The sequence below is a fragment of the Paenibacillus sp. LC231 genome (assembly GCF_001860525.1).
Classification (GTDB): Bacteria; Bacillota; Bacilli; order Paenibacillales; family Paenibacillaceae; genus Paenibacillus_AQ.
Window position 1 is genome coordinate 71,004 of the sequence record NZ_JFOM01000005.1, and the last position, 20,928, is coordinate 91,931.

Genomic DNA, 20,928 nt, shown 5'->3' on the forward strand with positions numbered 1-20,928 from the left:
TACACTCCTTCAATCGCTCATCTGTTCTTCAGGCTTAGCTTTGTCTTTACTAAGGACTTGAGAATATCAACTCCGCTTCTTCTGATTCCTTATCACTGCCCGCCTCGGCTTCTGGCGGTCCGGATGACCCCAGAATCTGCTCCGCTTCTGAATCCCGCTCTTCACGGAGCGGAGTCTCTGTATTATCCTCGTCGTCAGGACGGATGTCAGCAGTATTCGGTTTTGTATCCGTTGAAGATTTCGTTTGGGAGCTTAAATTGGACGCTGGACTCCAGGAGTCTGGACTTCTTGCCCCACTAGCGAAGATGGAGTTGTGATGCATGTCGGATACCTGTGCCTGCTGATTCGGCTGAAGCTTGCTCAAATCCTCTTCCAGCGTGTTTCGCAGCGTAACCTCGAAGTGTTTCTCGGCTTTCTTCACAATGTTCGGGTTGCTTCCAATCAGCTTCGTTACTTCAGCGTTCGGAGGATAATTAGGTATTGCTCTCTCTTGCAGCTCCGGCTCTACATAGGTGAGTGCATAGAGTGTGGCATTATGCAGATAAGCATCCACCAAAGCGCTGGAAAGCAATAAAATCTCCTGTTCGCTTAACGTTGTCCAGAACGCCGGATATTGAAGCCTGTCGATCTTCTTCTTGGATAAAATGATGTAATCCTGTCCGCTTGGAAACTGGACCCTTACATCGATCACGTCCCCTTGGCGTAAATCGCTTGGCAGATATACGGACTTCATCTCCCGATGACGAAGATCGGACGGTGTCGGCTCTTCTTCAAAGAGCATCGAGCGGGTAATCGGTGTTCCCTGCAGCAGCTCGATCTTGGCCCCCTTCCCGGCAATCTCTTCCTTGACCGAGAACAGATTGCCGGAAGAACCGTCATCAGGCAAACGCACCTCCTTAATATCCTTCGCATTGATGAAATGACCAGGCGGAATATCTTTTAACGGGACCCATGCTACCTTCATTGAATTGAGCTGCTGAAGCTGCGTCTCTTCAAGCTCCGTGATTCGCTGCTCGTATTTAGTACGCTCTATACTCTGCTGCTCTTTATAGCCGTGCACATAATACAGCATTGCGCCGGCACATACGGCAGCTGTTACGGCTGCGCCGGCTAGGCCAGCAAATATCAGTTTGCGGCTGCGCCTCCTGATAATCGGCATTGCTTCATCTCCTTCAGTTCATATGCAGTTAATTCTTTAGAAACCTGAATCTTCGCTTCCTTTCTGCCGGCGGCAAGTAGTCCTGAAATAACTGTGCAAATGCCTCCCGGCTGCTGTCAGGCATTTCAAACGGGTCCAATTGCAGGGGCAAAGAATGAACTCTATTCGTTCCTAGCGTTCTTCGCATCTCATGAATCGTTTCTTCTCCAGCAAGAGGCAGCGCGTAGATCCTGGCCGGCTGAGGATGTCTTGACAGCATCCGGGCCAGCGTTACCACATCATGCTGTCGCCACTCCGCTCCTGATCCGATAACGATAGGGAGATCGGCCCGAAGAAACTCCTCAAGCCGTTCGCTGTCCCGGTATGCTCCCAAATCCAACACCACTGCATCGTAACTGCCCCCGAGCAGCGAAATAACTTCCGTTCTGGCTGTTTGCCGCCAAAAGTGAATCCCGTTGATTTCGAACTTTCGGATAGACCCCAGCTTCCCGCCCTCGGCAATTTCCTGAATCCGGGTAAAGGCGGTGGATTTTGCGCTCATTTCTACGATCGCTACCTTCCCGTACCTTGAAGCCAGGTAATGCCCGAATGCGATACAGCTATGGGTTGTTCCTACACCGGATGATGCCCCCAATACGGCTGCCACAAGCGTCCCGGCTAGCGTGTTGGACTGAGCACTTGATATATTCGCAGTGATCGACTGATGCCGACTGAGCGCTGAACGAACTTCTGCCGCGGATTGATATCGATGCTCCGGAGCATATTGCAGCAGCTTTCGAATAACGGGCACAAGTGCTCTTGGTAAATCGCCACGGATATGTCGCTCCACGCCCGTTATCCATTCACTGAATTTACCGCCGGTTGAGAGATAAAGCAGAAGCGCTCCAAGCCCATACAGGTCCGATCTTGCATCGCTTTGCCTTCCTCCGTACTGCTCCGGCGCCGCAAATCCAACCGTGCCCAACTTGACGGTATCCTCTCCACTCTCCTGTTTATAGCTTCTGGCGATTCCAAAATCGATGAGTCGAACCTCCAGCTGATCGGTCAGCATAATGTTTGATGGCTTTAAATCCCGGAATACAACCTGAGGTTCGTGATTATGGAGATACTCCAAAACATCCAGCAGTTGCTCCGTCAGTTCCATGATGAAGTCCGGATTCACATTCCCCCGATATCCCCGGAAGTACTTCTCCAATGTCATGCCCTGAATATAATCCATAACTAAATAGGTGTAGCCGCTAGCCTGAGCATGAAAAAAATCGACAATGCGCGGCAGCCGCGGGTGACTGAGTTTAATCAGAAGCTGTGCCTCGTCCTGAACGGTGCGCTGCATACCGGGTTCAGACAAACTCTCCTTCACTGCCCATTTCTTCCCGGGCAGCTTCAGATCCTCAGCCAGATATACACAACTCATGCCCCCTTCACCGATCACGCGGTCAATCACGTAACGCTCGCTCAACACTTCCCCATGTACCAATCTGCAAGGCTGATTCATCTCAACGCCCTCTCCCCTGACTTACAAGCACAACAAAAAAAGGAAAGCACTCCGCCACATCACTGAATCGTGATGAATAGCGGGATGCTTTCCCTATCGTTGTCGTTGGTTAATTTTGGAATCATTATAGAACAAGATACATTGACTTGTAAAGACTTTTTTAATACTTAATCATATAAAGCGTAATCTCGTCCCGATTGTGGAACAGCTGCTTTGCTCCCTGAATCTGCATTCTGGACTCTTCAAACACCGACATGATCTCTTTCACCAGCGCCATCGGTTTCTTAGTCAGCAGCTTAACCGTAATGACAGCCGTGCCGCCCGTCTGAAGACTGTGCAGCAGCCCGGTTACCATTCTGGCCATTTGTTTAGGACTCCAGCTCATATCACACACCAACAGATCAAACTCAGAATCTCTAAACGATACGTCCGCTGCATTCTTGTGAATCACGCGGAGGTTTTTGTGACCATCGAGTGATGGATGCATTTTCGCCGGATCAATGGCCGTAACTTGCAGGCCGCGCTCCAATAAAAAGGAGGTCCATCCGCCAGGCGCTGCTCCGATATCGACAGCCTTGCGAAAGGAATCAAACGGAATTCCGAACTGCTTCTCCGCCTCAAGGAGCTTGAATTTGGCTCTTGAGATTTGTCCCTCTTCCCGCTGAAAGCGGACGGCGCCTCCGTTCCAATCCGACAGGTTGTCCTCCGGCCGTGATACGCCAACATACCAGACACTGTCAGCAGCGAATAGTGAAATGATCCACTCCGGTGCCTGTACCGTGTATTCAAGTTCTAGTGCAGCCAAGCGATGCTGTAATTCATCCCGAAGGGCCGCGGGGTTTTCCTTCCACGAGCTGTTCTCCGTCTTTCGGATCTGGATGGATACACGGCTGCGGCCGATTTCCTCCCGCTTCATGACATGCTCAACGACAGCATGCAATGCATCGCCAGCGGTATCGGCTGTCACCTCCAGATGTACCGGAAACAAATGCCGCAGAAAAATAGGCGGGGAAGACGTAATCAGCCGCTTCGCCTCATCTTCGGAGCTGCCGACTGTCGCTAAAAACACCTCACCCGGTATCATCATCGTGCTCTTTATACTGCCAAACATCCGGCGGAGCTCTTCTTGGGCGTAAGGAGCAAACCCATGGTTTGCCGTACATACCCACTTGCTGTGAAAATCCCGGTGACTTTGATTCTGTTCCTCATGCTCTTGCATAACATTTAATTCATCCAAACGGATTAACCTCCAGAAATAACTTTGATCCAGGGACGTCCGCCATCCCATTCCAGCTGAGCGTCGATATCATAAGTTTGTTTGATAAGTTCATGGTTTAATACTTCTTCTTTTGTTCCCGCACCCGTTAAGCGGCCGTCTTTCATGAGCGCCACATGAGTAAATAAAGGGACAATCTCCTCGATATGATGCGTGACATACACAACCGTAATTTCGCGCTGCCTCAGCTTGTCAATCTCCTGCAGCATCTTCTCCCGTTCATACAAATCCAGGCCCGCACACGGTTCATCCATAATCAGAATCTTCGGATCGGCCATGAGGGAGCGTGCCAACATTACCTTTTTACGTTCACCCTGTGACAATATCCCGAGCGGCTGCTCCGCCAGATGGCCGAAATTCATTTCGTTCAGCAGGGCATGGGCCTGGTTCCTGGCCTCTTCCGGTATGTCCTGGTAGAAGCGCAGAAAGGCGTAAGCCCCTGTTGCCACAACCTCCCAGACGGGGTCGCTCAGCGTCAATTTCTCCAATAACGACTGGCTAATATAGCCGATCGATTTGCGTACCTCGCGAACGTCGCATTGTCCGTAAACATGGCCAAGGACCTCCACACGCCCGATGGAAGGAAACATATATCCTGTCATCATTTCCAGCAGCGTCGTTTTGCCTGATCCGTTCCTGCCCAGGATGGCCCAGTTCTGTCCCGGCTTCATCTCGATACTAACATCATCCAGAATCTGACGGCTCCCTCTGACGAGCGACAAATGCTGTAGCGAAATCATGATTTCACGCTCCTCACAAAACTCACAATATCCTGCACGGAACCCATCCGGTACAGCACCTCCGGTGCGGGGAGGGGACTCGACTGAATAGCCAGCAATGCAGGAACGCTGCGGATTTGATACCGCTCCACAATGTCCGGAAGAAAGTTCACATCGGCTTCGAGCAGCTGCACGTCCGGCACCACATGTTCTACAATGTTGATCATCTTACGCGCAGCGGCACATGTGCCGCATAATGGCGTATGTAAAAATACGATGACAGGATCCGCATTCGCATCCCGTTTCATCAGACGCTCGTGCCATTCAAGCCTTTCCGTCAATTCACGCTGCGTTACCTCAATCATCTTGAACCCTGGGCGACTTCCCGCAGCACGGATTCCGGCATCGGACCATTGTGAACCCGGACACTTTCCGGCATATGCTCATAGAGCAGCTCATACATTTTTCTTCTGCCTGATGGGCTTGAGGTATGCAAATATATTTCTCGGGCCTGCAGTTTTTCCGCGATCATGGCTGCAACCACGTCTCCGCCGTTCATTTGGCCATGTCCCAATTCAAAGTCAAGGGACAGAACATCCACTTCACATTCACGGAGCATCAGCAAACACTCTTCCCCGCTTCGTGCCAGCGCAAATCCTTTCGGATTGGGGCGCCAGTCGTCTAAATACAGATGAATCATATTACTCTCTCCCTTAATCAGGACCAGGACAGCACCTTGGCGATGTCTTCCCGGTGCGTGCCGTCAGCCCCTTTTTCACTTTCCAGGACAAAAGCCTTGCCTGCAAGTTCCGGTGCCAGAACCAGACGTTTCAGAGCTTCTGTTCCTATCATACCTTGTCCGATGCGGGCGTGGCGATCTTTTCTTGAGCCGGCCCCATATTTCGAATCGTTCAAATGAACGGCAACGGCAGATTCCCAATAGCCCAGCGATTTGCCCCTGGCAAGGAGCTCATCCGTATTCGAAATGTCCCAACCTCCGGCGGCAAACAAGTGGCAGGTATCCAGGCAAAAGCCTATTTTCTCCGGATAATCAGCAAGCTGTCTGACCTTCACGCTCTCTTCAAGCGTCATCCCCATTGATCCATGATCCCCCGCCTGATTCTCGATCAGCAGCTTAGCCCTTCCCGTCCAGGAAGACAACACATCATTCATGCAGCGGATAATATTCTGATACCCTTCAAGGATATCCTGGCTCTTGAGATGCCCAAAATGAACCACGATACCCAGCGATCCGCAAGCCTCGGCAATCATGAGATCATTCTTCAGGGAATCTACCGTCAACTGGTAAAACTCTTCGCCCCGGGTTAAGCCAACCGCCATATTCGTCGGATATGGGGTGTGCGCGATCGAAACGAGTCCTTGTTCCTGACAAAACTTGGAGCAGGCGGCGGCATTGCGGACGTCCGGCATCTTTAAGTGAAGACTGCGCGGATTTTTCGGAAAATACTGATAGGCTAGTGAACCGATCCCGGCTGCATGCTGGGCTGCTGCGAGAAATCCGCCCCGTGTGCTGACATGGCTCCCAATTCGGACTTTAGACTTCATGCTGACAGTTCGGACAAAAGAACACTTTGCGCGAGGTATGCTCCATCTTTACGATCGGAGCACCGCAGCGAACACAAGGCTCTCCTTCGCGATCGTACACCTTGCACTCGTCGTTGTATGCCCCCGTCAGGGTATCCCCTTCCTGAAACGGCATTTCCATATATCCGCCGCCATCTGTCGCCTCGCGCATCACTTTAACGGTACTCTCGTATAACTGCTCTAAAGACTGCTCCGATAAATCCTGGATTTTGGACAGCGGGTGAATGCGGGCATCAAAGGCAATCTCATCCGCATAACAGTTGCCGATCCCGGCGACAACCTGCTGATTGACCAGCGTAGTTTTTAAAGCGCCCCGCCGTTTTCCAATCCGTTCGACAAAGCGAGCTTTGGTCATTCGCCGATCCAGAAGTTCAGGACCAAGCTCTTTAAGCGCATTTTCCGTCTCTCTGGCTGTCAGGAAATGCAAGTAACCCAGACGCAGTCCGATAAAATACAGCACCTGATCACCAAAGGTGATCTCGACCTGGGTCGACCTTGATGGACGCTCCTCATCTTTATGCCCTAAATACAAAATGCCGCCCAGCATCAGGTGAAGAAGCAGTCTGCCTCCGTTATGCAAATGGAATATGAGGTGCTTGCCTCTACGTTCCACAAAAATGACCTTGCTTCCCTTTAACACGGAAGTAAATTCGTCAACGGTCACATTCAGTGATTTTTCACGGTTCACGACGACATTCGTGATCGGCACATTCAAAATGCTCTGCGATAACAATCTTCGGTAATTTTCCATTTCCGGCAGTTCCGGCATCATTCATCTTCCCTTTCGTCAATCACAAAAGTTTATATGTACACTCTCACTCATCATGAACACAGCAGATCTTTCACTTCACTCAAATCCCGGCAGACAAAATCCGGTGTGACACCCGTGGCTTCCATATGGGCTTCCATATTGAGATCGGTCGTGATGCCGGTCATAACGAGCACCGTCTTACAGCCGGCATGCGCGCCAGCCGCGATATCCGTACGTATATTATCTCCGATTACATAAATGTCCTCCGGAGCCAAACCAAGTCGATCCGAAGCGAATTTCATTAATATCGAGGACGGCTTTCCGATGACCGTCGGTTTCACTCCGGAAGCGGCTTCGATCGCAGCGCCCAGCGAACCTGCACCGGGCATCAAGCCGGTATCCGATGGAAGCTGCAAATCCGGATTGGTCAATATCGACGCGGCTCCCTCCTGAATCCAGCGAACGGCACGGGTTAACTTCTCGTAATGGAACGAGCGGTCGATTCCTTGAATGACATATTCAGGGGACTGCTCCACGATGTTCAGACCTGCAGACAAGAGCGCTTCACGAAGCCCCTCTTCGCCAAGCATCGCCACTCTGGCACCCGGCGACTCCTCAGCGATATATTTAGCAGCAGCCAGGGAGGAGGTGCATACTTCCTCCGGCAAGGCAGGTATTCCCATCTCCATCAGATGCGCGGCCACTTGCTCCGGTGTTCGTGATGAGTTATTCGTTACATACAGAAACGGAATCTGCATTTCCTTCAGCCGCTCGATGAGAAGGTCTGCTCCCTCAATCCGATAACGGCCATGATACAGCGTTCCATCCAGGTCAATCAGCAATCCTTTTGGTTTTGGTTTTTCCATGAATTGATAGCACCTTCTTTATTTCTTTCCTTCACGCCATAAATGATTCATTGATTAAAGTATTAGCGTTCTCGGCATCGCCGTGTCGTTACTCATCGTCATATATCAAAATAAATATGTATAACCATGGTTCATACTCTATGCAAATGTTTGCTTACGTAGAAACCCCGGTTAGTATTATTGTAAAGAAGGCTACTTCCGGTTGCAAGGTTCGTGGACAGCTCTTCAGTCCGGCAGCTAAATAGTCGAAAGAGATCGAAGACTGTCCAAGGGTTAGTGATTATAAACCGCTTTGTCATTTCCTGCGCTTTCCCGGAAAATAATTCACTCAATCCCTCGATATTTCCCTGTAAATAGCAGCTGTTCCTGCTTATGATTTGCGCTGGATTGGGTACAAGCCAAAGTCCTCTGCCAAGCGTGTATTCTCAAAAATCTCCTGCGCTTCCTTGAGCAGCGGCTGCAAATGCTCTATATCCTTATACCGGGAGCTGAAATGGGTCAGGAATAACGATCTTGCTTCAGCCCGTTTCGCTGCTTCCGCCGCCTGTTTAGCCGTACTGTGATAGTATTCGTGCGCGAGCTCCGACAGATCCTCCATGAAAGTGGCTTCATGAACCAACAGATCGGCTCCTTTGGCCAGAGTCTCCACCCCAGGGCATGGCCTTGTATCCCCGAGAATCGTGACCACTCTCCCTTTTTTCGGTGTCAGGAGCACATCTGAGGCATGAATCCATCGTCCGTCGCCGAGTTCCACGCTTTCCCCTCTCTTCAGCTTGCCATAAAGCGGTCCTGGCTTGAGTCCATAATCCGCCAAGCGTTTCAGGTCCAGACTGCCGGGAAGATCCTTCTCCACGATACGGTATCCGTAACTCTCGGCCCTGTGATCCAGCTTTGCCGATTCCACGAGGAAGTGATCGTCCTCAAACAACATGCCCCCGGTATGCTCAATGACCTCCATCGTATAGGGCACGCGCGATTGGCTGATGCTCAGCGCAGTATCAATGAATGTCTTTATACCTGGGGGACCATATATCGTCAGGGGTGAAGTTACCCCTTGGGCACCTCGGCTGGACAGCAAACCTGGCAAACCGAACACATGATCACCATGCATATGTGTAATAAATACCTTCTCAAGCTTGGACAGCTTGAGCGGGGATTTCAATATTTGATGCTGCGTGCCTTCTCCACAATCAAACAGCCACAGACTTCTTCGTTCTTCCAGCAAACGCAGTGCAATCGAGGTCACGTTACGCTGCAGCGTAGGAACCCCCGCATTTGTTCCTAGAAAATAGAGTTCCATCCCTCTTCTCCCCTTTCGGTTGTAAACCGGAGAAATCCCCCGAAACATTCGGAGGATTTCAAACCGGCTGTACCGGTATTCAAATGTTAAGCTTTATCCACGTTAAAATAATGAGCCTCCGGGTGGCTGAACACCATAGCGGATACCGATGCCTCCGGCTCCATCATGAAACCTTCGGTAAGATGAACGCCGATATCCTCTGGCTGCATCAATTTAAATAACGGTTCCTGATCCTCCAGATCCGGACAGGCCGGATATCCGAAGGATACGCGAATGCCTTGGTATCTCGCACCCAGGCGCTGTTTCATAGTCATGTCTGCTGGATCTGGGTATCCCCACGTATCCCGCATCATATGGTGAATCCGCTCCGCCAGCCCTTCTGCCGTTTCCAGTGCGACCGATTGAAGTGCATGGGAGCGCAAATAGTCACCCTTGTCCTTCCATTCCCCGGACAATTTTCCGACGCCGTGACCGGCTGTAACGACAAGGAATCCAACGTAATCCATAACCCCGCTGTCTACGGATTTCAGGAAATCCGCCAAGCACAGGTACGGCTCAACCTGCTGTCTCGGAAACGTAAAGGTATGCAATACTTTTGTTGTATCTTTTGGATCGTATATGAGAATGTCATTTCCTCTAGACTGTGCCGGGAAGAAACGGTACATCGCATGAGCCTGTATGATCCCCGATTGAACGGCCTCTTGCAGAATCCCATCAACGGTTTCCTTAAGCGATACCGCCTTGGGATCATTGGCTTTAAGCAGCTGTTCCACTGAGCCTTTCAGACCTAAATGATGTCCTAACAGCATCTGCATGTTGATATATGGCAGAATATGCGAAATCGGATAATTTCGGAGCACATGCCGCTCCATATCCGGTGGTAAATATACAGGAGCGTCGGTCGAAATTTTGGAGCGCAGTCCTTCTGACAGCTTTGGCATTACTTTAACCACTTGCGGAGCCGCAGCATCGGCTTCCTGCTCTGCCTTAATCTCTTCCGCGATTCTCGTCCGCTGGACCGGATCGCTGAGCTGGTTGGCCAAGGCAAGACCATCCATTGCGTCCTTCGCGTAAAGCACCATGCCGTCATACTCGGGACGAATGCGGGTCTTCGTGAATTTTCGTGTAAGAGCCGCCCCGCCTACCATGATCGGAACGCTAATCCCCGCGTTCTTCAAATCCTGGGCGGTGGATACCATCTGTTGGGCTGACTTCACGAGCAATCCGGACAAGCCGATAGCATCGGGCTGCTCGCGGCGGTATGCCTCGATAATTTGCTCTGGTGGTACTTTTATACCCAAATTAATGATTTGGTAACCATTGTTGGATAAGATGATCTCCACCAGGTTTTTACCGATATCATGCACGTCCCCCTTCACGGTGGCAAGCATGATTTTCCCTTTAACCGACGACTCGTTTTTCTCCATAAAGGATTCGAGATAAGCCACGGAGGCTTTCATTACTTCGGCGCTTTGCAGCACCTCCGCGACAATCAGTTCATTGTTGTTGAACAAACGTCCAACCTCGGTCATCCCGGCCATCAGAGGTCCATTAATGATCTCCAGCGCTCCGTATTTGGTTAGTGCTTCATCTAGATCCGGAATGAGGCCTTCCTTGGAACCTTCCACCACATAGGATGCAAGTCGCTCCTCAAGCGTCAGGTTGGATACCTTAACCTTCTTCTCTACCTTCTTATCCCGGAATGCCGCGACAAATGCCGCCAGCGTCTCATCATTGGTTCTGTAAATCAGATCCTCGGCTAGACGACGCTCTTCTTCAGGGATCGAGGCATAACGCTCCAGCTTCTCCGTATTCACGATTGCGTAATCCAATCCGGCCTTCGTACATTCGTACAGATATACAGAGTTCAAGACTTCACGACCCGCTTCCGGCAATCCAAAGGAAACGTTGCTGATACCGAGAATGGTATGCACTTTTGGCATGGCTTCTTTAATTATGCGGATGCCTTCAATCGTTTCCTTGGCTGATCCGATATACTGCTCGTCCCCCGTACCTACCGGGAATACAAGTGTGTCGAAAATAATGTCCTCTGGCGAGACCCCATATTTGTTCACCAACAGATCATATGAACGCTGGGCCACCTTGAGCTTGTCATCGCGATGGATTGCCTGACCGGACTCATCAATAGTTCCAACGACAACCGCGGCACCGTATTTATGCACCAACGGGATCACATGCTCAAATTTCTCTTCACCGTCTTCAAGGTTAATGGAGTTAATAATCGCTTTCCCTTGCGAATATTGCAGCGCCAAGTCAATGACTGCCGGATCCGTCGTATCGATCATAAGCGGCACTTTAACCTTTTTAACTACGAGCTCCAGGAACTTAATCATATCTTCCGATTCTTCACGATCCGGATCCTGTACGCACACATCAATGACATGCGCGCCATTCTTGACCTGTGCACGGGCGATCTCGGAGGCCTCCTCGTATTTACCTTCTACGATTAAACGCTTAAACTTTCTGGAACCCAGAACGTTCGTTCTCTCCCCTACCATGTACGGTCGATTTTCCTGCTCGATATATACCGGCTCGATACCGGATAATGCCGGCAAATGTCCACCATCCAGCGGTCGTGGGGAGAAGCCATCCATCGTTTGTTTTAATGCGCGAATATGGTCGGGTGTTGTCCCACAGCATCCGCCGGCAATGTTAAGCCAGCCTTTTTCAGCAAAAGCCCCCATCTTTTGAGCCAACGATTCAGGAGATTCATGGTACTGCCCATTCTCGTCCGGGAGACCCGCGTTAGGGTAACAGCTGATCGCGCTTCTGGACATTTCGGATAAGGAGCGAATATGGTCACGCATGAATTCCGGGCCCGTTGCACAGTTTAGGCCAATGGATACGGGATTCAGATGTTCTAATGAAATGTAGAAAGCTTCAATATTTTGTCCGGCCAACGTCGTGCCCATCGGCTCAATCGTTCCGGATATCATGATTGGGAGCGTGACTCCCGTTTTATCAAACGCTTGGCGGATCCCAATGCTCCCGGCTTTCACGTTTAATGTATCCTGCGATGTTTCAAGCAGAAGTGCATCAACGCCGCCTTCAACCAAGGCAACGGCTTGCTCCTCGTAGCTCTCAATCAATTCGGCAAAGGTCACACCGCCGGTAACCGAGAGCGTCTTCGTTGTCGGCCCCATCGCTCCGACCACATAACGCGGGCTGTCCGGCGTGGAATATTTTTCAACAGCTGCGCGGGCCAAGTGAGCCGCTTTCAGGTTAATTTCTCGGGCAAGTTCAGGTATATCGTATTCAGCAAGCACAACCGAGGTTGCGCCAAACGTATTGGTTTCAATCAGGTCGGCACCTGCTTCAAGATATTGTTCATGTATTTTCTGAATGACATCCGGCCGATGGATGACCAGCATTTCATTACAGCCATCAAGGTCCGGACCGCCAAAATCTTCAGCTGAGAGGTCCTCCTGCTGGATCATTGTGCCCATGGCACCATCAAGAATTAATATTCGTTCTTTAAGTACTTCTTGTAAGCTAGGCTTGTTCAACTCATAAACCTCCCCCGAAAACGTTAAATCTTAGTGTATCAGAATATTTTTCAATAGAAAAGCCGAAATATTGCGTTGCAATGGGTACAAATCAACATTTGCAGATGACAAATGCTGTGAGGGGGGCTATAATACATATTAATCCAACGGGAGAAAGAGGGTTAAAGCTATGGCAGAGATTGTGATTCGCAACACGAACGAACGCATTACTGGGGAAGAGAATGTTCGGGAATTCCTGAATAACCAAGAGGTTGTTTACGAGCACTGGAATATGGAAAAACTCCCGGCAGCGCTTCAAGAAAATTTCAAGCTGAGTGATGACGATAAGAAGCGCATTTTGGACATCTTTGATGAAGAAATTCGTGACTTGGCTGCAAGACGCGGCTACAAAATCTGGGATGTCATCACACTATCCGAGTCCACGCCTAATATAGAGGACCTGCTGAAAAAATTCGAAGAGGTTCACACCCACTCGGAAGACGAAATCCGTGCGATTGTCGGCGGAAAAGGAATTTTCATTATTAAGGGCTCCGACGATGTCGGTTATTTTAATGTAGAGCTTGAGCCAGGCGATGTCATTTCCGTACCGGAAAACACGCCTCACTTCTTCACATTGATGGAGAACAAGCAAATCATCGCCGTTCGTCTTTTCATTGAGGAGAACGGATGGGTAGCCACACCGGTAGAAGATCCTCAATTCCAATAAGCCCTAAGGTTCATGGAAGCTGATTGAACAGGAAAATGGAATAAGGCAGCGCATCAATCCGCTTCCCGGGATCATGCGCTGCCTTATTTATTTACGATGCGTTACTCTGTTACCTTCAGTTCCTTTAACGGCATGGAATGTTGTCCTCTCGCCGTGACATGTGAAACAATCCGATAGGTTCCTGCCTCATCGAAGGTTTTCTCCATTTTGTATACCCCGCCTTGATCATGCTTAACCGGGACCTTCGCCTGAACGCCGCCGCCTTCCAGCGTGACTTCAAATTCCACAGCGTTCGCGTCTTCCACCGGACTTCCGGCTTGCGTCACCTTCGCTTCGATCAATACCTTCTCGCCAGCCTTAATGCTCTCCGGCGTCAGAGACAGCTCGACGATGATGGGTTCCGCCATCACATCGTCACCGGATTCTGCCTTGCTGTCATTGCATGCGGCAAGCGCAACCGCCATCAGCACCATAGCTGCAATTAGGGCCATCTTTTTTCGGGTCATGCTCTACACCTCTTTTACAAAATAGGGCTATGTATGGTTCATTCACGTAATGGTCATTTCCAAACCTCGTTAAGTTTCCTATTCCATTATATCGCATTATTCTGTTACTTCTATCTCATGCAGCTTACAATTGTGTGACGTTTATCATAGCCAGCTGCAAGGTTGTAGTCCGATCGTATAACTAACAAAAAAACAGCCGATAACCGCAAAATTCCGAAGTTATGGCTGTTCCTATGTACAATCGAATACCCAAATATAAGGGTGTAAGCTCTTTATTGCATGGTTTATAGGGATGCTACGATGGCATGCAGCTCCGATAAATGTTTGATCTCAAACTTCGGTTGAATGGAAGGATCATGAGGTCGGTTTACCCGATTGATCCAAACCGTATGCAGTCCAGCCGCATTTCCGCCTTTAATGTCTGTGGTCAGCTTATCTCCCACCATCACGGCCTGATCCGCCTCGACACCTAACAAGTCGAGTGCATGCTGGAAGATGGAAACATCCGGCTTTCCTCTGCCAAAATCGCCCGAGATGATAATATGATCAAAATAAGGAACCAGTTCTGGAACACCGTCCAGCTTCTCCTGCTGCAGATCTGGACTTCCGTTCGTAAGAAGCAGCAGCTTTACATTCCCCTGCAGTTCCTTCAGAACTTCAAACGTTTCTTCATATACGTATGGTCTTGTTCTGCGTTCAGCAGCGAATTGTTCGGCCAACGTTTGGGCCAATGTTTCATTATCAACGCCCAGGCGCTGAAGTCCGCGCCGCCATGATTCCTTGCGGTATACGGGTGCCAGCTCCTGCAGCTGTCTGAATTCAGGCTGCGATCCAGCCGTAAAATTAGCCCACAAGCCTTCAAAAGGGTTTATTCCGATCATTTTGGTAAAAGCAAAGGTATCATAGGATTCATATAATGCTCTCGCTTCTTCCCGTACTGCGGCCAACAGTGCTTTGGCATCAACGCCGGTCTCGTCCGCTCCGGCCTGGCAAGTCACTTCAAACGCTTCTTCCACACTACGTTCATCCCACAACAAGGTATCGTCCAAATCAAACAAAACCGCAGCTATCGGCATGTCTCTCCCACTCCTCATATACCACTGTGATCTATTTTATTTGTTAATTATGCTCCACTGGAATTTGATGAGTCTTTGCGAACTCTTCCAATCTTTCGCCCATCGCTTTCGTATCATAAAGATTCATCATGCGCGAGAATACCCAGTTGCCTGCTTTTCCCTTGCCTTGGATCACGACGGAGCCCGAAGCCAATTTGATTTTCTCGATATCCGATACAGCCAAACGACGTTCCCGATTGAACTTCATCGTGGATACGGAAGCACGCTCAATCTTCAAGTAAGGCTTGCGCAAGAAAATCATAAGCGCCAACAGAATATACAAGCTGACACCAACCCAATTCAACACGTCATTGCTTCCGCCGGCTGCCTGTGACGTCGCCGTTCCGAGAAGAGCATACAAACCAGCCAATGCAACAAGCACTAACGGAAGTACATACTTACGTCCTTTAAACACGTCATGCTTATCATTAACGGCAGAGCCTTGGTACGAGGTCAGCCCCTGCTTCTTACGCTGCTTGTTGAGCTGTGACATATTTTTGTTGACTTTTCTTTCCCATGATCGTGACATATGGTTCCCCCTGGACTCAATTTCAAAATATTACCAATCCATATAAACTTGGGGTCACCGTATTCGATTCCCACGAATAATCGGCACCCCAAGTATTATAATTCTATCCTTCTATCTGGTCCTGAATCCACTGTTGTAGATCCAGATGCCAGTTCATCGACTAATGCTTTAATCGCGGGCCGCCTTTTTGTTCATTTTCATCAACCCATTCGATCGATTCCAGCTGTTGTCTAAAGTTACTGCGAATATTGTTAAGGTATATTTCCCGAAGCTCAGCCCGTTCTTTGAGCTCATCCGCGGTCAATCCCTCACTCTTCTGTTTTCTTGCTAGTACATTGATGCGTTCAACCAAAGTATCGATGTCCATGACTTCTCCTCCAATTCCGATATCATGTATAACTTAAACATGTGAAAAAGAGCTTGTCAAGGCAACAGCGCCCTTGCAAACTCTTATTAAGAACAAATATGAACATATGCTCCCTATAAATGGGTTCCTCATTGTTAAGAAATCAATACTCGTCTATTATAAACACGCTTACACTGCGTGAAATCACATCGTCAGGCAATACTACAAATATGAAGCGAGAAGTAGGGACATATATAAGGAAAGAGTTTCTGTTAGTGTCATCCCATTACCAGACTGGTAAAGACAACACCTCTCCGGCCTGTATATCCGGACCTTTCAATCCATTCATTCTTCGGATGCTATCCAGATATACTCGTGTATCCATATCTGCCGGTTTATGAAGGGAAGCAATCCGCCACAAACTATCACCATATTGAACAATAACCTGCTTCTCCCCTGTGGGCTTGTCCATCCCCCCGGCAAAAACAGAGTATGCCCCTGTCCAAAAAGAAGCTACGATCAACAGGATGAATAAAAGCTTTATAAAAGGAATGGATTCAATTCTGGACTTTAATTGATGGATCCAAGTCTCCGGGGACTTCATCGTTTGCACTGGAACGTTCTCATAAATGCTGCGGTATGTACTGTATTTCAACATGGAATCATCATCTCCCAAACAAGTGTTCTCTTATGAATCTATAATAACACGAACACTTGTTTGATTCAATACCTAAAAGAACATTTGTTCTATTTATATTTAGAACTTATGTTTGTACGAACGGAAGTTCTATGTTATAATTTTCCCAAACGTTACTAAATGGGGTTGATACGGCATGTCGAAAATATCCAGCCGCCAGCTGGCGATCTTAGAGTTTATCCGCAACGAAGTTCGTAGCAAGGGTTACCCGCCTTCTGTCCGGGAAATCGGAGAGGCTGTCGGACTAGCTTCCAGTTCAACGGTCCATGGACATCTTGACCGTTTGGAGAAGAAAGGCCTAATTCGCCGTGACCCTACGAAACCAAGAGCAATCGAGCTGCTTGGCCAAGAAGAGTCCGAGAGCGCGAATCTGTTTACCCACACCATTGCCAGAGTGCCTGTTGTTGGTAAAGTCACTGCAGGTGTTCCTATTACAGCCATGGAAAACATTGAGGATTATTTCCCGCTCCCGCAGCATTATGTAGGCGACGATAAGGTGTTCATGTTGTCGGTTGTCGGTGACAGTATGATCGAAGCTGGCATTCACAGCGGTGACTATGTCATTGTGCGCCAGCAGCAAACTGCAGACAATGGCGACATTGTAGTAGCGATGACAGAGGAAGACGAAGCAACTGTAAAGACCTTCTATAAAGAGAAGGATCATGTACGATTGCAACCGGAGAATCCTACCTACGAGCCACTGCGCCTGAACCATGTTACGATTCTCGGTAAAGTAATCGGACTCTTCCGGGATGTCCACTAATCTCATAGATCTATGAATAAGAGGTTACCTCCCTTAATTGGATGGTAACCTCTTGCTTTTTCTATATAGATCACAAAAACTTGATCATAGCTAGTTTGTTTGCTCCATAATGCCTTGTTTAAGATCCAGCCGATACAGCCGTAAAGGTTTATAATCCGGCGAGCCTTCCCCACCCGGCCCCTCCGTGGACTGCAGAACAAGCTTATTGTCTTTCACCATGGGTGCAGTACCTGGTCTGTAATAGGAAGTATAGGACACCGTTAATTCATCTTGAAACCTGAGCTGCACAGCCTTGCCCGTATCATGCTCCACGGCGAATGCGTAGATCTGTATGGCATGACAGTCCTGGTATTGCGGTGCAAGAATAAATACATCCGCATCCAGAAACGGCAATCGAACCATATGGACAGCTGCAGAAGTTGGCTGAATAAAAGTAAGATCATCCAGCGTGGTTACTTCATCCGTAACTTCATTATCGCTATATCGTACGATGTAGTTTCCGGTAAACGATTGGTCCGTTTCGATACCGAAGCAGCTAGGAGCTCCCAGTGTCGTGATTTTTTCCTTTTCCACAGCAACCACACTGAGCCTTCCCTGATCTGTAAATCCTTGTGCCCGAATTGTCTCCTCCTTATGTGGTGGTACATCCCCAGCTCTCTGTTGTTTCTCACCGTCAAAAGGCAGCTGTATGGCAAGTAACATAACCAGAAGCAGCAGCACGCCTATAAAGCCAACTTGTAGATACTTTCGGCGCTTAGGCCTACCTTCGTCACGGATCACGGACATCTGGACGTTTTTTTTCATTTCAGCCGTAAATTTTTCATTTGGAAAAGGTCCCTTTGAAACCCGGGAATACCAGTCTGGTTTATCCTCATTCATCTCCATTCTCCTTTAACAGGTTCTGCACTTTTTTCCTTGCCCGATACAGTCTGGATTTTACGGTACCCGCCGCTAGGTTAAGGAACTCCGCAATCTGATTGATTGACATCTCATAGTAAAGGTCCAAGATGAGCACCTCCCTAAACTTCCTGGGTAAAGTCATAATCATGGCCCATATTTCATCCGTGTACTGCCCGTCCAGATACTCCAGTTCCGCGGACCGACTTGACGCATCGATGTGCAGTCTGTCCTTAAGGGTCACTTTCCGAAAGAAAAAAGCCTTTTTGTACCGGAACGCGGTATGTCGTGTGATCGTGAGCAGCCACGTTCTTAACGACGCCTGACCGCGAAATGTATGTATGCCAAAATAAGCTTTAATAAACACATCTTGAGCAATATCGTCTGCCAGTGCTTGCTGTTTGGTCAGAAAATAAGCGTAATTCCAGATATCATTTCCATACAAGCTCATGATTTTATCCAGTGCCTGTGTGTCCATCACCGTCATCTGCTTCAAGTATTCCAGCTCCAACCGATTCACCTCATCTAATTAGAGTCATGGAGGTCAGCAAAGGTTCCCCTCTTCCGAAAAAAACAAAAAAAAAGAATCTCCCCTTATAGAGGGTGATTCTGTAGTAGTTTCATTCTATGAACGATTCTCCATAACCATAAGTCAAAATGATTACTATTATTAAACGAGCGGAGCCTCATCCCAGTCCTGTTTAATTTGGGAACCAAATCTCCGGACAGATTCCTTGTCGGCCTTTAACTGAAAATCCTGTTCCGATCCGTAAAAACGCAACTGATAGATTCCTTCTTGTTCCATGGGCTTCCAGCTCAGCTGATATAAATGTTTTTCAAATGACATAAATAAACCATCTAATTTAAAACCATTTAAGTACTCCAGCGGAAATTGAGCAGTTACCGAGATAAAGTTCCGGATCGTCAAATTCGTCCACCCAAAATTCAAATCATAAATGATTCGGCTAGCCTCATAAAACTTAAAATTGATCTGGCATCCTTCATCCTCACCAGGAATACGAGATATAAAGGTGAACTCTGCCCAGGTCCCTTTTTCTTCATGGTCGTTTAGAATCGCCATTTACTGATCTCCTTTTGTTTCATCCACTACATTCATCCTGCCCCACTACTTTATATGATTTCAACTAAATCCCACAAGCCCTGTTTAAAGCAGCTATCCATTCTTAAATGGGGGCATTTCGGGGGTGAAACAAGAATGGCTATCATTCCACATCATCTGCCCAAAAAAACAAAAACCCCTCACGTCTTACGGCGCAAGGGATTCCTCTATTAATACATCGTAATGTACTGATCACGTTCCCATTGGTGAACTTGCGTGCGGTACATGTCCCATTCGATTTCTTTCAGCTCGTAGAAGTGAGCCAGCGCATGATCACCGAGTGCATCGGAGATGACTTCGCTGCGGATCAACTCGTTGAGCGCTTCCTTCAGGTTTGCAGGCAAGCTAGGGATGCCTTCCTCAATGCGCTCTTCTTCCGTCATCACGTAGATGTTACGGTCAATTGGAGCCGGGAGCGACAGCTCGCGCTTAACGCCGTCCAAGCCTGCTTTCAGCATGACAGCCAGAGCCAGATACGGGTTAGCCGCCGGATCCGGGTTACGCACTTCGATGCGCGTGCTGAGACCACGGGACGCAGGAATACGAATCATCGGACTGCGGTTACTTGCAGACCATGCAACGTAGCAAGGTGCTTCGTAACCAGGCACGAGACGCTTGTACGAGTTAACCGTTGGATTGGTGATCGCGGCAAACGCGCGTGCATGCTTAAGAATACCCGCCATATAGTGCCGAGCCGTTACGCTCAAGCCAAGCTCATCACTCTCGTCGACAAACGCGTTCTCTCCGCCTTTGAAGAGCGATTGGTTACAGTGCATACCGGAGCCGTTCACACCGAATAGCGGTTTTGGCATAAATGTTGCAATCAGTCCATGCTGACGAGCGATCGTCTTCACTACCAATTTAAACGTTTGAATCTGGTCAGCTGCTTTAACCGCATCTGCATATTTGAAGTCGATTTCGTGCTGGCCGGGAGCAACCTCATGGTGAGAAGCTTCGATTTCGAAACCCATCTCTTCCAGCGTCAGCACGATATCGCGGCGGCAGTTCTCGCCAAGATCCGTAGGCGCGAGGTCAAAGTATCCGCCTTGGTCATTGAGCTCCATGGTCGGGTTGCCTTTTTCATCGGTTTTGAACAGGAAGAATTCAGGCTCCGGACCGACATTCATGGAAGTGAAGCCCATCTCTTCAGCTTCTTTCAGCGCTCTCTTCAGAATGCCGCGCGGATCTCCTGCAAACTGAGTGCCGTCAGGCATGTAGACATCACAGATCAGACGCGCAACGCGATCCTCGGATACCCAAGGGAAGATCATGAAGGTATCCAGGTCCGGGTACAGGTACATATCGGATTCTTCGATCCGTACATAACCTTCGATGGATGAACCGTCGAACATCATTTTATTATCAAGCGCTTTAGGCAGCTGGCTTACAGGAATTTCAACGTTTTTAATCGTTCCAAGCAAATCTGTAAATTGCAAGCGGATAAATCGAACATTTTCTTCTTTGGCAATGCGTAGAATGTCCTCTCTGGTATAACTCACTTTATCCTCTCCTTTTTAAATAAAAACTAGATTGAATGAAGAATTACAGCAT

The 20,928-nt window shown here is 48.8% G+C and carries 22 protein-coding genes; 2 read left to right on the forward strand and 20 right to left on the reverse strand.

What is annotated here, in order from left to right; translation table 11 throughout:
- Positions 1-49: 49 nt before the first annotated feature.
- From AK95_RS01895 to metH, 11 genes are all read right to left on the reverse strand, one after another.
- Positions 50-1,159, reverse strand: coding sequence for an SAF domain-containing protein (locus AK95_RS01895; protein WP_071218217.1), 1,110 nt, complete (start codon positions 1,157-1,159; stop codon positions 50-52).
- A 28-nt stretch (positions 1,160-1,187) separates the two neighbouring features.
- Positions 1,188-2,654 carry a serine/threonine protein kinase gene (locus tag AK95_RS01900; RefSeq protein ID WP_071218218.1) on the reverse strand — a complete coding sequence of 489 codons (1,467 nt, stop codon included), beginning with the start codon at positions 2,652-2,654 and terminating at the stop codon, positions 1,188-1,190.
- Between the two features lie 160 nt (positions 2,655-2,814).
- Complete coding sequence (locus AK95_RS01905) at positions 2,815-3,891, reverse strand: SAM-dependent methyltransferase (protein WP_071218219.1); 1,077 nt, start codon at positions 3,889-3,891, stop codon at positions 2,815-2,817.
- Positions 3,892-3,896: 5 nt separating this feature from the next.
- Complete coding sequence (locus tag AK95_RS01910; protein ID WP_071218220.1) at positions 3,897-4,670, reverse strand: ABC transporter ATP-binding protein; 774 nt, start codon at positions 4,668-4,670, stop codon at positions 3,897-3,899.
- On the reverse strand, positions 4,667-5,014 hold the full coding sequence (locus AK95_RS01915; RefSeq protein ID WP_074961791.1) for a thioredoxin family protein: 348 nt from the start codon (positions 5,012-5,014) through the stop codon (positions 4,667-4,669). Before AK95_RS01915 ends, AK95_RS01910 begins: the two co-directional genes overlap by 4 nt.
- A complete protein-coding gene (locus AK95_RS01920; protein ID WP_071218221.1) occupies positions 5,011-5,349 on the reverse strand; it encodes a cyclic-phosphate processing receiver domain-containing protein in 339 nt (112 codons plus the stop codon). Before AK95_RS01920 ends, AK95_RS01915 begins: the two co-directional genes overlap by 4 nt.
- A gap of 17 nt (positions 5,350-5,366) precedes the next feature.
- Entirely contained in the window at positions 5,367-6,215 is an 849-nt protein-coding gene (locus AK95_RS01925; protein WP_071218222.1) for a deoxyribonuclease IV, read from the reverse strand.
- Positions 6,205-7,023: a DNA-formamidopyrimidine glycosylase gene (gene mutM / locus AK95_RS01930; RefSeq protein ID WP_071218223.1), complete on the reverse strand. Its 819-nt coding sequence runs from the start codon at positions 7,021-7,023 to the stop codon at positions 6,205-6,207. Before mutM ends, AK95_RS01925 begins: the two co-directional genes overlap by 11 nt.
- Before the next feature lie 53 nt (positions 7,024-7,076).
- The gene (locus AK95_RS01935; protein WP_071218224.1) at positions 7,077-7,871 is read right to left on the reverse strand and encodes a TIGR01457 family HAD-type hydrolase; all 795 of its coding nucleotides are present in this window, start codon (positions 7,869-7,871) and stop codon (positions 7,077-7,079) included.
- Positions 7,872-8,241: 370 nt separating this feature from the next.
- Positions 8,242-9,171, reverse strand: coding sequence for a ribonuclease Z (rnz, locus tag AK95_RS01940; RefSeq protein ID WP_071218225.1), 930 nt, complete (start codon positions 9,169-9,171; stop codon positions 8,242-8,244).
- Between the two features lie 86 nt (positions 9,172-9,257).
- A complete protein-coding gene (metH, locus tag AK95_RS01945) occupies positions 9,258-12,698 on the reverse strand; it encodes a methionine synthase (protein ID WP_071218226.1) in 3,441 nt (1,146 codons plus the stop codon).
- A gap of 169 nt (positions 12,699-12,867) precedes the next feature.
- Between metH and AK95_RS01950 the strand changes: the two genes are divergently transcribed.
- Entirely contained in the window at positions 12,868-13,404 is a 537-nt protein-coding gene (locus AK95_RS01950; protein WP_071218227.1) for a cupin domain-containing protein, read from the forward strand.
- A 101-nt stretch (positions 13,405-13,505) separates the two neighbouring features.
- Here the strand turns inward: AK95_RS01950 and AK95_RS01955 are convergent, their stop codons facing one another.
- The 5 genes from AK95_RS01955 to AK95_RS01975 form a co-directional block, all read right to left on the reverse strand.
- On the reverse strand, positions 13,506-13,910 hold the full coding sequence (locus AK95_RS01955; protein WP_071218228.1) for a FixH family protein: 405 nt from the start codon (positions 13,908-13,910) through the stop codon (positions 13,506-13,508).
- Positions 13,911-14,194: 284 nt separating this feature from the next.
- Positions 14,195-14,986, reverse strand: a complete 792-nt coding sequence (locus AK95_RS01960; protein WP_071218229.1) for an HAD family hydrolase — start codon at positions 14,984-14,986, stop codon at positions 14,195-14,197.
- Between the two features lie 43 nt (positions 14,987-15,029).
- Positions 15,030-15,554 (reverse strand): hypothetical protein, encoded by a 525-nt coding sequence (locus AK95_RS01965; RefSeq protein WP_071218230.1) that lies wholly within the window; start codon positions 15,552-15,554, stop codon positions 15,030-15,032.
- Positions 15,555-15,714: 160 nt separating this feature from the next.
- On the reverse strand, positions 15,715-15,921 hold the full coding sequence (locus AK95_RS01970; RefSeq protein ID WP_071218231.1) for a DUF896 domain-containing protein: 207 nt from the start codon (positions 15,919-15,921) through the stop codon (positions 15,715-15,717).
- Between the two features lie 265 nt (positions 15,922-16,186).
- On the reverse strand, positions 16,187-16,558 hold the full coding sequence (locus AK95_RS01975) for a LysM peptidoglycan-binding domain-containing protein (RefSeq protein ID WP_071218418.1): 372 nt from the start codon (positions 16,556-16,558) through the stop codon (positions 16,187-16,189).
- Between the two features lie 175 nt (positions 16,559-16,733).
- Between AK95_RS01975 and lexA the strand changes: the two genes are divergently transcribed.
- The gene (lexA, locus tag AK95_RS01980) at positions 16,734-17,360 is read left to right on the forward strand and encodes a transcriptional repressor LexA (protein WP_009596010.1); all 627 of its coding nucleotides are present in this window, start codon (positions 16,734-16,736) and stop codon (positions 17,358-17,360) included.
- Between the two features lie 90 nt (positions 17,361-17,450).
- Here the strand turns inward: lexA and AK95_RS01985 are convergent, their stop codons facing one another.
- The 4 genes from AK95_RS01985 to glnA form a co-directional block, all read right to left on the reverse strand.
- Complete coding sequence (locus tag AK95_RS01985; RefSeq protein ID WP_071218232.1) at positions 17,451-18,239, reverse strand: hypothetical protein; 789 nt, start codon at positions 18,237-18,239, stop codon at positions 17,451-17,453.
- Complete coding sequence (locus AK95_RS01990) at positions 18,232-18,768, reverse strand: RNA polymerase sigma factor (protein ID WP_071218233.1); 537 nt, start codon at positions 18,766-18,768, stop codon at positions 18,232-18,234. Before AK95_RS01990 ends, AK95_RS01985 begins: the two co-directional genes overlap by 8 nt.
- 159 nt (positions 18,769-18,927) lie before the next feature.
- Positions 18,928-19,338: a hypothetical protein gene (locus tag AK95_RS01995; RefSeq protein ID WP_071218234.1), complete on the reverse strand. Its 411-nt coding sequence runs from the start codon at positions 19,336-19,338 to the stop codon at positions 18,928-18,930.
- Between the two features lie 209 nt (positions 19,339-19,547).
- Positions 19,548-20,876 (reverse strand): type I glutamate--ammonia ligase, encoded by a 1,329-nt coding sequence (glnA, locus tag AK95_RS02000; RefSeq protein ID WP_071218235.1) that lies wholly within the window; start codon positions 20,874-20,876, stop codon positions 19,548-19,550.
- Positions 20,877-20,928: the final 52 nt, after the last annotated feature.

Bases quoted from the DNA above. Each gene is read 5' to 3' on its own strand.
- AK95_RS01955 (WP_071218228.1), bottom strand. From the start codon at position 13,910: ATGACCCGAAAAAAGATGGCCCTAATTGCAGCTATGGTGCTGATGGCG.
- AK95_RS01900 (WP_071218218.1), bottom strand. From the start codon at position 2,654: ATGAATCAGCCTTGCAGATTGGTACATGGGGAAGTGTTGAGCGAGCGT.
- AK95_RS01950 (WP_071218227.1), top strand. From the start codon at position 12,868: ATGGCAGAGATTGTGATTCGCAACACGAACGAACGCATTACTGGGGAA.
- AK95_RS01920 (WP_071218221.1), bottom strand. From the start codon at position 5,349: ATGATTCATCTGTATTTAGACGACTGGCGCCCCAATCCGAAAGGATTT.
- AK95_RS01985 (WP_071218232.1), bottom strand. From the start codon at position 18,239: ATGAATGAGGATAAACCAGACTGGTATTCCCGGGTTTCAAAGGGACCT.
- AK95_RS01935 (WP_071218224.1), bottom strand. From the start codon at position 7,871: ATGGAAAAACCAAAACCAAAAGGATTGCTGATTGACCTGGATGGAACG.
- AK95_RS01910 (WP_071218220.1), bottom strand. From the start codon at position 4,670: ATGATTTCGCTACAGCATTTGTCGCTCGTCAGAGGGAGCCGTCAGATT.
- AK95_RS01925 (WP_071218222.1), bottom strand. From the start codon at position 6,215: ATGAAGTCTAAAGTCCGAATTGGGAGCCATGTCAGCACACGGGGCGGA.
- AK95_RS01915 (WP_074961791.1), bottom strand. From the start codon at position 5,014: ATGATTGAGGTAACGCAGCGTGAATTGACGGAAAGGCTTGAATGGCAC.
- AK95_RS01960 (WP_071218229.1), bottom strand. From the start codon at position 14,986: ATGCCGATAGCTGCGGTTTTGTTTGATTTGGACGATACCTTGTTGTGG.
- mutM (WP_071218223.1), bottom strand. From the start codon at position 7,023: ATGCCGGAACTGCCGGAAATGGAAAATTACCGAAGATTGTTATCGCAG.
- AK95_RS01995 (WP_071218234.1), bottom strand. From the start codon at position 19,338: ATGGCGATTCTAAACGACCATGAAGAAAAAGGGACCTGGGCAGAGTTC.
- lexA (WP_009596010.1), top strand. From the start codon at position 16,734: ATGTCGAAAATATCCAGCCGCCAGCTGGCGATCTTAGAGTTTATCCGC.
- AK95_RS01965 (WP_071218230.1), bottom strand. From the start codon at position 15,554: ATGTCACGATCATGGGAAAGAAAAGTCAACAAAAATATGTCACAGCTC.
- AK95_RS01970 (WP_071218231.1), bottom strand. From the start codon at position 15,921: ATGGACATCGATACTTTGGTTGAACGCATCAATGTACTAGCAAGAAAA.
- AK95_RS01895 (WP_071218217.1), bottom strand. From the start codon at position 1,159: ATGCCGATTATCAGGAGGCGCAGCCGCAAACTGATATTTGCTGGCCTA.
- AK95_RS01975 (WP_071218418.1), bottom strand. From the start codon at position 16,558: ATGTTGAAATACAGTACATACCGCAGCATTTATGAGAACGTTCCAGTG.
- rnz (WP_071218225.1), bottom strand. From the start codon at position 9,171: ATGGAACTCTATTTTCTAGGAACAAATGCGGGGGTTCCTACGCTGCAG.